The sequence below is a fragment of the Streptomyces sp. NPDC093544 genome (genome assembly GCF_040683495.1).
In the GTDB taxonomy this organism is placed as follows: domain Bacteria; phylum Actinomycetota; class Actinomycetes; order Streptomycetales; family Streptomycetaceae; genus Streptomyces.
The window spans coordinates 162,000-172,903 of sequence record NZ_JBFBEA010000017.1; the positions used below are offsets into that span (position 1 = coordinate 162,000).

The 10,904-nt window shown below is 69.6% G+C and carries 10 protein-coding genes; 5 read left to right on the top strand and 5 right to left on the bottom strand.

Going from position 1 to position 10,904, the window contains the following annotated elements; all coding sequences use genetic code 11:
• Positions 1 to 15 precede the first annotated feature (15 nt).
• Complete coding sequence (locus AB0N66_RS26060) at positions 16 to 387, top strand: HGxxPAAW family protein (RefSeq protein ID WP_365439346.1); 372 nt, start codon at positions 16 to 18, stop codon at positions 385 to 387.
• A gap of 14 nt (positions 388 to 401) precedes the next feature.
• On the opposite strand, the gene AB0N66_RS26065 is transcribed toward AB0N66_RS26060, so the two are convergent.
• A complete protein-coding gene (locus tag AB0N66_RS26065; protein WP_365439348.1) occupies positions 402 to 968 on the bottom strand; it encodes a GNAT family N-acetyltransferase in 567 nt (188 codons plus the stop codon).
• A 269-nt stretch (positions 969 to 1,237) separates the two neighbouring features.
• Between AB0N66_RS26065 and AB0N66_RS26070 the strand changes: the two genes are divergently transcribed.
• From AB0N66_RS26070 to AB0N66_RS26085, 4 genes are all read left to right on the top strand, one after another.
• Positions 1,238 to 2,050, top strand: a complete 813-nt coding sequence (locus tag AB0N66_RS26070) for a response regulator transcription factor (RefSeq protein WP_365439350.1) — start codon at positions 1,238 to 1,240, stop codon at positions 2,048 to 2,050.
• Between the two features lie 8 nt (positions 2,051 to 2,058).
• Positions 2,059 to 3,639 (top strand): HAMP domain-containing sensor histidine kinase, encoded by a 1,581-nt coding sequence (locus tag AB0N66_RS26075; protein WP_365439352.1) that lies wholly within the window; start codon positions 2,059 to 2,061, stop codon positions 3,637 to 3,639.
• A 73-nt stretch (positions 3,640 to 3,712) separates the two neighbouring features.
• The gene (locus AB0N66_RS26080; RefSeq protein ID WP_365439354.1) at positions 3,713 to 4,984 is read left to right on the top strand and encodes an acyltransferase; all 1,272 of its coding nucleotides are present in this window, start codon (positions 3,713 to 3,715) and stop codon (positions 4,982 to 4,984) included.
• 51 nt (positions 4,985 to 5,035) lie between these two features.
• Positions 5,036 to 6,118: a protein kinase family protein gene (locus AB0N66_RS26085; protein WP_365439356.1), complete on the top strand. Its 1,083-nt coding sequence runs from the start codon at positions 5,036 to 5,038 to the stop codon at positions 6,116 to 6,118.
• 3 nt (positions 6,119 to 6,121) lie between these two features.
• On the opposite strand, the gene AB0N66_RS26090 is transcribed toward AB0N66_RS26085, so the two are convergent.
• The 4 genes from AB0N66_RS26090 to AB0N66_RS26105 form a co-directional block, all read right to left on the bottom strand.
• Positions 6,122 to 6,727 (bottom strand): SMI1/KNR4 family protein, encoded by a 606-nt coding sequence (locus AB0N66_RS26090; protein WP_365439358.1) that lies wholly within the window; start codon positions 6,725 to 6,727, stop codon positions 6,122 to 6,124.
• 87 nt (positions 6,728 to 6,814) lie between these two features.
• Entirely contained in the window at positions 6,815 to 9,355 is a 2,541-nt protein-coding gene (locus AB0N66_RS26095) for a sensor histidine kinase KdpD (RefSeq protein ID WP_365439360.1), read from the bottom strand.
• A 25-nt stretch (positions 9,356 to 9,380) separates the two neighbouring features.
• On the bottom strand, positions 9,381 to 10,064 hold the full coding sequence (locus AB0N66_RS26100; RefSeq protein ID WP_365439362.1) for a response regulator: 684 nt from the start codon (positions 10,062 to 10,064) through the stop codon (positions 9,381 to 9,383).
• A gap of 126 nt (positions 10,065 to 10,190) precedes the next feature.
• Complete coding sequence (locus AB0N66_RS26105) at positions 10,191 to 10,904, bottom strand: potassium-transporting ATPase subunit C (RefSeq protein WP_365439364.1); 714 nt, start codon at positions 10,902 to 10,904, stop codon at positions 10,191 to 10,193.

The following is a 10,904-nucleotide window of genomic DNA, read 5'->3' on the forward strand; positions in this document are numbered from 1 at the left end:
CCCCGGGGGGCCGGTATGAGTGCACATGGCGACCATGACATGGGCCACACCGTCGCCGGCTGGACCGGCACCGCCATGGCCACCGTGGGAACCACCATCCTGGGCGTGGCGTTGGCCGCCGGATCTCCGGTCGGACTGTGGTCGGGCGGAGCCGTCGTCGTTCTCGCCGCGCTCACCACCTGGCTGCTGCACCTGGCGGGGTGGGGGAAGGCCGGCGGACCACGTCCGTTCGGCCACGGTTGGCGCACCCGCGATACCGCCGCCCGGCGGGGCCACCCCGGCTGCCTCGGCTGCCGGCTGGCCGGGCGCGGGGCGGGCAGCGCGGCGGGCAGCGCGGCGGCCGTCCCGGCCCGAGCCGAGGCGGCGCCTGTGAAGCAGACAGTCTGACGCGTACGTCGAGCTCAGGTACCGAGGGTGATCCAGAAGCGGTCCTCGCCCTCTACCTGACCGTCGGGGACACCCCCGTTGACCCGGATGACCCGGCGTGACGGAGCGTTGTCGGCGCCGCAGGTCAGCAGGACGCGACTGAGGCCCAGGCCCCGGCACTCGGCAAGCCCCGCGGCGAGCATCCGCGTGGCGTGGCCCTGTCGGCGCCAGGGTCTGACGACGTGGTAGCCGACATGGCCGCCGACCTCCGCCAGTTCGGGGGTCAGACTGTGCCGGACGACGAGCGAGCCGAGGTAGTGCTCCCCGGAGACGTACCAGAAGAGGGTGGAGGGAACCCCCCAACGGTCCCGCACGCCGACGCGCTGCGCGACGAAGTCCTCGAAGTCGTCGCCTGCCGGGCCGAGCCACTCCGTGCTGCGTCCTTCGGCCACGCAGTCGGCGCGTTCACCGGCCAGATACGAGTCCCGCACGGTCGCGGTCGGCGGGACGAGGCCGGGCGGTTCCTTCAAAGCCGACAGATCGGCAGTCGGATCAGTAGTCGGATCGGCAGTCGGATCGGTAGTCGGATCGGTAGTGGTCATACCGTTCAGTCTTCACGCGACGCCGCCGGTGGGCGAAGCGTTTTACGTGAACCTCTCAGCAGACATCCCGGGGTCTCCCACACGGCACGCCTAACGTACGAGGCACCACGTGGAGCCACGTCTCGTTCCGAGCGGGGTCTCAGTCAGACACGAGGTGGCCTCGGACTCCCTCAGTGGAGGAGTCCGGGGCCTTTCATCATGGGCGGCTCTCAGCCAACCCCCAGCTTTCCCCAAGCCCACGCCCATGAAGAGGGGGGAGAGTCGACGCCATGGCCGAGCACCCCGAGCCCCACGCCCCCCACAGGCTCCTCGTCGTCGAGGACGAGCCGAGCATCCGCGCCCTGCTGGAGTCCACGCTTCGGCTCAGCGGCTACGCGGTGAGCAGCGTGGAGTCCGGCGGTGCCGCACTGCTGGAGATCGAGAGGTTCGGCCCCGACCTGGTGCTGCTCGACGTGATGCTGCCCGACCTGGACGGCTTCGAGGTGACCCGCGCGATGCGGGCGGGCGGCAAGAAGACCCCCGTGCTCTTCCTGACCGCGCGCACCGACCTGTCCGACCGTATCGACGGGCTGCGGGCCGGCGGCGACGACTACGTCACCAAGCCCTTCAGCCTCGAAGAAGTGCTGCTGCGGATCCAGGCGATCCTGCGCCGCACCGGCGCCGAGGAAGCGCCCTCCGACAAAGCGGACGAGGACGACGAGAGCATCCTGCTCTTCGCCGACCTGCGGCTCGACGAGCGGGCGTACGAGGTGTACCGCGCTGAGCGGTACGTGCCGCTGTCGCCCACCGAGTTTCATCTGCTCGCCTACCTGATGGAGAACGCCAACCGGGTGCTGACCAGGGCGCAGATCGTGCAGCGCGTATGGGGGTACGACTTCGCCGGTGACGTGCGCATCGTCGAGACGTACGTGAAGTACCTGCGTAAGAAGATCGACTGCGTCGAGCCGCCGCTGATCCACACGGTGCGCGGGATCGGCTACTCGCTGCGGCTGCCGCGCGACCAGGCACCACAGGCCACCGAACGCGACCAGGCACCGCAGACCACCGAGCGCGTGGAGGCCGCCGAGGCCGCCGACCGGTGAAACGGCCCGTGTCACTGCGGGGCCGGCTCGTCCTCGGTCTCGCCGTCGTCGCCACCACCGCGGTACTGGCCGCCGAGGTCGCCGGTTTCGTCGTGCTGCGTTCCTGGCTGATGGACGGACTCGACGACCAGCTCGCCCACTTCAGCACGCCCAGGAAGGCGTACCAGGACGTGGTGAGCGATGAGGGGTTCCCGAGCAGGTTCACCACCCCCGGGGCGCTGCCCTCCGACTTCCGGGTCTACTTCTACGGCTCCGACGGCAGCCTCCTGAGCGCCTCGCTCGGCGACGCCGACCAGGCCACCAGGCCCGAGGTGGCGTCCACCGTCGACGGCCTCGGCCTGACCGTGGGCCATCCCGCCACGGTGGCCGCCACCTCGGGCGACGCCCGCTGGCGGATCGTCCTGCGCGACGGCCCGGACGACATGAAGGCGGTCGTCGCGCTGCCCCTCGCCACCATCGACGGCGCCACCTCCAAGATCCTCTACCTGGACGGCACGGTGCTCGCCCTCACCGTCACCGGCGTCGTGCTCTTCGGCCGCTGGGTCGTACGCCTCGGACTGCTCCCCCTCACCCGCATGGAACGCACCGCCCAGGGCATCACCGACGGCGACCTCGACCTGCGGCTGCCGGACACCGGGGCACGCACCGAGACCGGGCGGCTCGGCCGGGTCCTCAACACCATGCTCGAACGCCTCCAGGGCGCCCTGCGCGAGCGCGAGACCTCCGAGGCCCGGCTGCGCCGCTTCGTCGCCGACGCCGGCCACGAACTGCGTACGCCGCTCACCGCGATCCAGGGCTTCGCCGAACTCGCGCTCCGCCACGAACAGCAGTCCGCCGCGGGCCGCCGCGAGGCGAACCGGCTCATCGCCCAGAACGCCGAACGCATGGGCCTCCTCGTCGACGACCTCCAGCTCCTCGCCAAACTCGACCATGAGCCGTCGTACGGCTGTGAACCCGTCGACCTGCTGTCCCTGGCCGCCGACGCGGTGAGCGCGGCCGCGCTGGGCGACTCCGGCCGCCGCATCGACCTGGAACCGCTGCGGACCTTGAAGGAAGCGAAGGAAGCCGAAGGCGCCGAGCGGGACGAGGACGCCGAGGAACACGAGGACAGCGAGGAACACGAGGACGGCGAGGAACTGGAACTCGTGGAGGCCCTCGGCGACCCGCACCGGCTGCGGCAGGTCGTCGAGAACCTGCTGTCCAACGCGCGCACCCACACTCCCCCGGGCACCCCCATCCACGTCCGCGTCGGCACCGCCCTGGTCTCCCCGGACACCGGCGGCGCGGACCGGCCGGGACGCACCAGCGCCTCCCCGGCCCTCGCCCACGGCACCGCTGTCGGCGTCCTGGAAATCGCCGACGCCGGCCCTGGCCTGGCCCCCGAAGAGGCCCAGCGCGTCTTCGAACGCTTCTACCGCGTGGACCGCTCCCGGTCCCGCTCGCGCGCCCACGACCAGGGCGGAAGCGGCCTCGGGCTCGCCATCGCCGCGGCCATCGCGCAGGGGCACGGCGGCCGTCTGGAGCTGGACACCGCACCCGGGGAGGGCTGCACGTTCCGGCTGGTGCTACCGGGGTCAGGGCGTGTTTGAGGGTTTTCCGACGTGATTGCAGGGCAGACGCAGCTATTCCGAGACCGGCGGCAGGTGAAGAGCGATCCTTTTCATGACGAGTGCGACGAGTACACAGAGCGCGACGGTGAAGACCGGCGGCCTGGAGGCGATTCCTGGGCCCGCCGGCGGATCCGGCGGCGGGACCACGGCGGGCCGGGGCTTCCCCTCCGCGGTGCGGCGCACCGGGCGGGTGAACGGTCTTGACGGGCTGCGCACCGTGGCCGTGGCAATGGTGCTCGTCTATCACGTGAGACCCGAGATACTGCCGGGCGGCTCGGTAGGGGTCGACGTCTTCTTCACCATCAGCGGCTTCGTGATCACCCGCTTGCTGCTCGCCGAGTACGCCCGTACCGGGACGGTCGGCATGTCCTCGTTCTACCGGCGGCGCTGGCGGCGGCTGGTGCCGGCGCTGTTCGCACTGTGCGCGGTGTGCGCCGTGCTGGCACTCACCACGTCGTTGCGGAGTTTCGACGGCCATCTGCTGGCCGTCGGACTGGCGGCGACCTTCGTGATGAACATCGTGCGGGCCGTGCAGCCCGGTGTTTACTCCGACATCACGGGGCCGCTGGCGCACACCTGGTCGCTGGGGGTGGAGGAGCAGTTCTACCTGGTCTGGCCGCCCGTGATGGTCCTGCTGCTGCGGCGGGTGCGGGCCCGCACCGTGCTGATCGCCACGGCAGTGCTCTGCGCCCTGCCGGTGGTGTGGCGCCTCTCCCTGTGGGCCCCGGACGCGGCGCACCGCATCTACAACAGCACCGACACCCGTGCCGACCAGCTGCTCGCCGGAGCCCTGGTGGCCGTGGTGCTTGCCCGGCTGCGCGCGGGCGACCCGAGGCTGGAGCGGTTGCGCGTCTGGGCGGGACGGCTGACCTGGCCCGCCCTTGCGGCGCTGGCACTGACCGCCTGGCAGGTGCCGATCACCGGCAGCGCGGGCTGGTGGACACCGGCCTGGTACACCGTCGGTTTCCTGGCGGTGGCGGTGGCGTCGGCCATCCTGGTCGCAGGACTCGAACTCCGGCCTCACGGAACACTTTCCAGACTCCTGTCGCTGCCACCACTCGCCTGGACGGGCCGCAACCTCAGCTACGGGATGTACCTCTGGCACTACCCCATAGCCCGCATACTGGGCATTCTCGGCGTAGACACCTGGCTGCTGCCCGCCACCGCCGCCCTGACGATCCTGGTGGCCCTGGTGTCCTACTACGCCATCGAACGCCCCTTCCTACGCCGCGGCCACAAGAAGGCAGCCCCTGCTGCCACCGCTCCCGCCGGCCCAGCCGCTCCTGCTCCTACCTCTCCTGCTCCTACTTCTCCGGCTGCGTAACTCCTGGCATGATCAACATCAGTTCGTCTTGATGACAGGCTGGAGCCCCCGATGGATGTGACCGAGTCAGGGCATGCCCGGCGAGTGTCCGCTTACGCGTCCGTGGGAGCACGGCTGTCCCTGCTCAGCGATCGCCGGCTGGCGGATGCGGTGACCGCCGCGAAGAGTCTCGGCTCCGGTATCGGCGGCAGGTCGGCGGAGATGGAAGTCGACGGGATACGCGTCTTCGTCAAGCGGGTTCCGCTTACGGACATCGAGTTGCAGCCGGAGCACGTGCGCTCGACCGCCAACCTGTTCGAGCTTCCCCTCTTCTACCAGTACGGGGTGGGGTCGGCGGGGTTCGGCGCCTGGCGTGAGCTGGCCGCGCACATCATGACCACGGGCTGGGTGCTGAAAGACGAGTACGCGGGTTTCCCGCTCCTCTACCACTGGCGGGTACTGCCTGACAGTCCCCCTGACGGCTTCGCCGACTTCCTCGGGGGAGTTGAGGGGGCCGTCGAGCACTGGGACGGGTCGCCGGCCGTGCGCCGCCGGCTGGAGGCCATCGGAAAGTCTTCCTTCAGCCTGGTTCTCTTCCTGCAGCATGTGCCCCGGACGCTCGGCGCCGCGCTCGGCGACACCCGCGACGCGGCCCGGCGGGAGCCTGGAGGCGAGTCGCCCTACCCGTGGATCGAGGATGCGCTGCTGCGGGGGACGGAGTTCATGAGCACGCGCGGACTGGTCCACTTCGACACGCACTTCGACAACCTGCTCACCGACGGCCGGCAGGTTTACTTCGCGGACTTCGGGCTCGCGTCGAGCCGCGATTTCGAACTCTCGGCGGAGGAGAGCGCCTTCCTTGCCGACCATCTCGTGTACGACCGCAGTTACGCACCGAACCACCTGCTTCGCCATCACCTGCCCGACGGCGTGCGTGGCACCACCGAACACGGAACCTTCCTGCGCCGATGGATCGAGGGCCACCGCCCCGACAGCGTTCCGCCCGGCATCGCCGCGATCCTCGACCGCCACGCCCCACACGCAATCGTGCTCGACGACTTCCACCACCGACTGCTCACACAGAGCAAACGCACGCCGTTCCCAGCGGCCGAGGTCCAACGGGCCCTGGCCGGCACATCAGCGTCAGGGGAGTGAGAACTACCAGTCGAGCCTTCCGCTCGTGACGGTAAATCGCCGGTGCTCCGGGAAGGTTCGCGGCGCCTCGCCGTGCTCCAGCAGGTCCGCCATGGGGCGCAGGAGATCGCCCAGTGACGGCAGGTGGGGTTTCGGGTAGGAGGCTTCGGCGAACCTCAGTACAGGAGCCGTCCCTTTGGGCTGCCCGGCGTCCAGGATGAATCCGTACGGTGCGTCGGGCAGTGCGATCACAGGCAGCCACGCGGGCTTCCAATAGTCCTCGTCCGCCATGCCGCGGGCGATGTGCAGGTAGTCGTCGTGTTCGCGGGCGATCTCATCGCATCCGTGGAAAGCCATCCCACTCGGGAAGAGCCCGGAATCGACGTGCTTGATCAGTGCGACACCCCCTCCGGGGATGGGCTGCGTGGTGTCCTTCGCGGTGCTGCCGTTGTTCATGCGAAGCCACGCCTCCAGGACATCGGGGATGTCGAAGCCCAGACGCTCGTTCAGTCTGTGGATGTCCCCGTTCGTGGCCGGAGGATGGAGCGCTTGGGCGCTGGCCGGAGCGTGGTCCTCCAGCCAGCGGACGATGCGCTCCCATGCCGATATGACCTCGTCCACCTGGGACATGGCCCCTCCCCGTTACCGCACGCCAGTACACCAGTACCCCTCAACCATAGAGATCTCCGGCTCCCGGAAGGACCCCCGCGGCCTCCCTCAGGAGACGACCGTCGCCGCGAACTCGGAGACCGTCGGCGGGCGTTGGGCCGGCGCGGAGCACAGGGTAAGGACCATCGTGAGGCCGCCGCCGGGGGTGTCCTCGGCGTTCAGTGTGCCGCCCATGGCCTCGGCGAAACCACGGGCGACCGCGAGGCCGAGGCCCACGCCGGCGCCGCGCGGAGCGTCGCCGTAGCGCTGGAAGGGCTCGAAGATACGGTCCTTGGCCTCGTCGGGGACGCCGGGGCCACGGTCCACGACCCGTAGCTCCACCCGGGCGGCCAGTGTGCTCGCGGAGACCAGCACAGGCGCTTCCTCGGAGCTGTACTTGACGGCGTTCTCCACGAGGTTGGCGACCACCCGCTCCAGCAACCCGGGGTCCACGACGACCATGGGCAGGGTTTCGGGGATGTCCAGCTCGACGCTGTCCTCGGGTACGCCGCCGAGTGCCATCGGGACCACCTCGTCGAGGTCGATCTCGCGGATCAGCGGGGCGACGGTGCCGGTCTGGAGGCGGGACATGTCCAGCAGGTTGCCCACCAGGTGGTCGAGCCGGTCGGCGCCGTCCTCGATGCCTTCGAGGAGTTCCGCCTGATCCTCCTCCGACCAGGCCACATCGTCCGAACGCAGGGACGAGACCGCCGCCTTGATGCCCGCCAGCGGGGTCCGCAGATCGTGGCTGACTGCCGCCAGCAGCGCCGTACGGATGCGGTTGCCCTCGGCCAGTTCCTTGGCCTGGTCGGCCTCGTGCTGGAGACGCTGCCGGTCAAGGACCACCACGGCCTGCGCGGCGAAGGCCGCCAGAACACGGCGGTCGGAGGCAGGCAACACCCGCCCGGAGAGCGCGAGCGCCATGTGGTCGCCCACCGTCATGTCCACGTCCGCGTTCTCCGGACGGACGCACGGATTCGGGCCCACACTCCCCGCGCACGTCCACGGATCGACGTCGCTCTCCCGTTCCAGCAGCGCCACCGACTCCATCCCGAACGTCTCCCGCACCACCTCCAACAGCCCCTCCAGGCTGTTCTCACCCCGCAGCACACTGCCCGCCAGGAACGAGAGGATCTCCGACTCGGCACGCAGCCGGGCAGCCTGGTGGGTACGCCGGGCCGCGAGATCCACCACGGAGGCCACGGAGACGGCGACGCCGAAGAAGATCGCGATGGCGACGATGTTCCGGGGGTCGGCGATCGTCAGTCGGTGAATGGGCGGCGTGTAGTAGTAGTTCAGCAGCAGGGAGCCGAAGGCCGCCGAGGCGAGCGCCGGGTACAGGCCGCCCAGTAGGGCCGCCGCCACCGTGACCGTCAGGAACAGCAGCATGTCGTTGGCTAGGCCCAGATCCACCGTGTTCAGGAGCAAGGTGAGGACCACCGGACCGACCACACCGACGATCCAGCCCCAGATGATCCGGGAACGGCCGAGCCGCGCTCCCCGCGCCACCGGCAGTCCCCGCCCCTTGCCCGCCTCGCCGTGGGTGATCAGGTGGACGTCGAGATCGGGCCCGGACCCGCGGGCCACCGTGGCACCGACGCCCGGCCCGAAGACGTACTGCCATCCCTTGCGACGGGACACCCCGAGGACGATCTGCGTGGCGTTCACCCCGCGTGCGAAATCGAGAAGGGCGGAGGAGACGTCCTCACCTATGACGTGGTGGAAGGTGCCGCCGAGGTCCTCGACCAGGGTGCGCTGGACGGCAAGCTCCTTGGGCGAGACGGAGGTCAGCCCGTCGCTGCGCGCGATGTAGACGGCCAGCACCTCACCGCCCGCACCCTTCTCCGCCAGCCGCGCCGCACGCCGGATCAACGTCCGCCCCTCCGGACCACCCGTCAGCCCCACCACGATCCGCTCCCGCGAACCCCAGATCTTCGAGACCCGGTGATCCGTGCGGTACTCGGTCAGATACTCGTCGACCCGGTCGGCCACCCACAGCAGCGCCAACTCCCGCAGAGCGGTCAGGTTTCCTGGGCGGAAGTAGTTCGACAGCGCAGCGTCGACCTTGTCCGACTTGTAGATGTTCCCGTGCGCCATCCGCCGCCGCAGCGCCTGCGGCGACATGTCGACCAGCTCGATCTGATCCGCCCGCCGGACCACCTCGTCCGGAACGGTCTCCCGCTGCCGTACACCCGTGATCGACTCCACCACATCACCCAGCGACTCAAGATGCTGGATGTTGACCGTCGAGACGACATCGATCCCGGCCGCGAGCAGCTCCTCCACGTCCTGCCAGCGCTTGGCATTGCGGGAGCCGGGGACGTTGGTGTGGGCGAGTTCGTCCACCAGGGCGACCTGGGGGTGCCGCGCGAGTACCGCGTCCACGTCCATCTCGCTGAAGACGGTGCCGCGGTACTCCAACTCCTTGCGCGGTACCTGCTCCAGGCCGTGCAGCATCACCTCGGTACGCGCGCGACGGTGGTGCTCGACGAACGCGACCACACAGTCGGTGCCCCGCTCGACGCGCCGGTGCGCCTCGGAGAGCATCGCGTACGTCTTGCCGACGCCCGGTGCCGCGCCCAGATAGATCCGAAGTCTGCCGCGTCCCATGGTCCTTCTGGTCCCCTCGTCCCTCTCAGGCCTCGAAGCGGTAGCCCATCCCGGGCTCGGTGATCAGATAGCGGGGGTGCGACGGGTCCGGTTCGAGCTTGCGCCGCAACTGGGCCATGTAGACCCGCAGGTAGTTGGTCTTGTTGCCGTGCGAGGCGCCCCACACCTCCTGGAGGAGCTGGCGCTGTGTGATGAGCCGGCCCGGGTTGCAGACCAGGATCTCCAGCAGGTGCCACTCGGTCGGGGTGAGGCGGACGTCGTGGCCCGCGCGGCTGGCCTTCTTGGCGACCAGGTCGACGGTGAACTCGTCCGTGGTGACAAGGACCGTCTCGGGGAGGAGCGGCACGGAGTCGGTGCGGCGGACGGCGGCGCGCAGCCGGGCCAGGAGTTCGTTCATGCTGAACGGTTTGGTGATGTAGTCGTCGGCGCCCGCGTCCAGTGCCGAGACCTTCTCGTCGGAGGCGCGGCGCGCGGACAGCACGAGGATCGGTACACGGGTCCAGCCGCGCAGGGCCCTGATGACGTCCGTTCCGTCCATGTCGGGCAGTCCCAGGTCCAGTACGACCACATCGGGCCGGCGCGCGGCGGCGAGCCGGAGCGCGGTCGCACCGTCCGGGGCCGCGTCGACCCCGTACCCGCGTGCCTGCATGTTGATCACGAGCGCCCGTACGAGCTGTGGGTCGTCCTCCACCACCAGCACGCGGGTCATCGGTGTGTGCCTCTCACTTCGTACGCCGGGGCATGAATGCCATAAGTGCCATATGTGGTACGGGAGTTGGCGGATCCGGAGGGTTCCCCGGGCGCCAACTCCCGCACTGTGCGTCGGCTAAGCCCATCAGCTCCTGGCCACAAGTGCCTTGAGCGCGATGTTCAGTTCGAGGACGTTGACGGTGGGCTCGCCGATGAAGCCGAGCGTGCGACCGTCGGTGTGCTCGTCGACGAGCTTCTGCACCTCGGCGACGGGGAGGTTGTTCTTCTCCGCGACGCGGTGCACCTGGATGTCGGCGTAGTCGGGAGAGATCGCCGGGTCCAGTCCTGAGCCGGAGGACGTCACCGCGTCGGCGGGTACGTCGGAGGCCTTGACCGTGTAGCCGGGCACCGAGTTGTCCTTGATGACCGCCGCCTTGGCCGACTCGACCTGGTAGCAGAGTGTGCCCTCCTCCACCTTGCCCAATGGCGGGCAGACGCCGCCGACCGCGCCGCTGTCACCGGCGAGGTTGGTGGCACCGGACAGGATCAGGCTGTACTGGGTGTTGACGCTGTTGGTGCCGAGGCCGTTCTGCGGGCGGCCCTGGAACCACTTGAGGTCGGGCTCCGGGGTCTCCTGGCCCTTCTTCAGCGGCAGGTTGTAGGCCTGGCCGATCAGCGAGGAGCCGACGACCTGGCCGTTCGACTTGATCTCCGAGCCGTTCGCCTTGTCGTTGAACAGGCCCTGGGCGATGCCGGTGATGGCGAGCGGGTAGATGACGCCCGTCACCAACGTGAGAACGAGCAGGGCTCGCAGGCCGGCCCAGAGCAACCGGGCAGTGTTCGTAACCGAGTTGTTCAT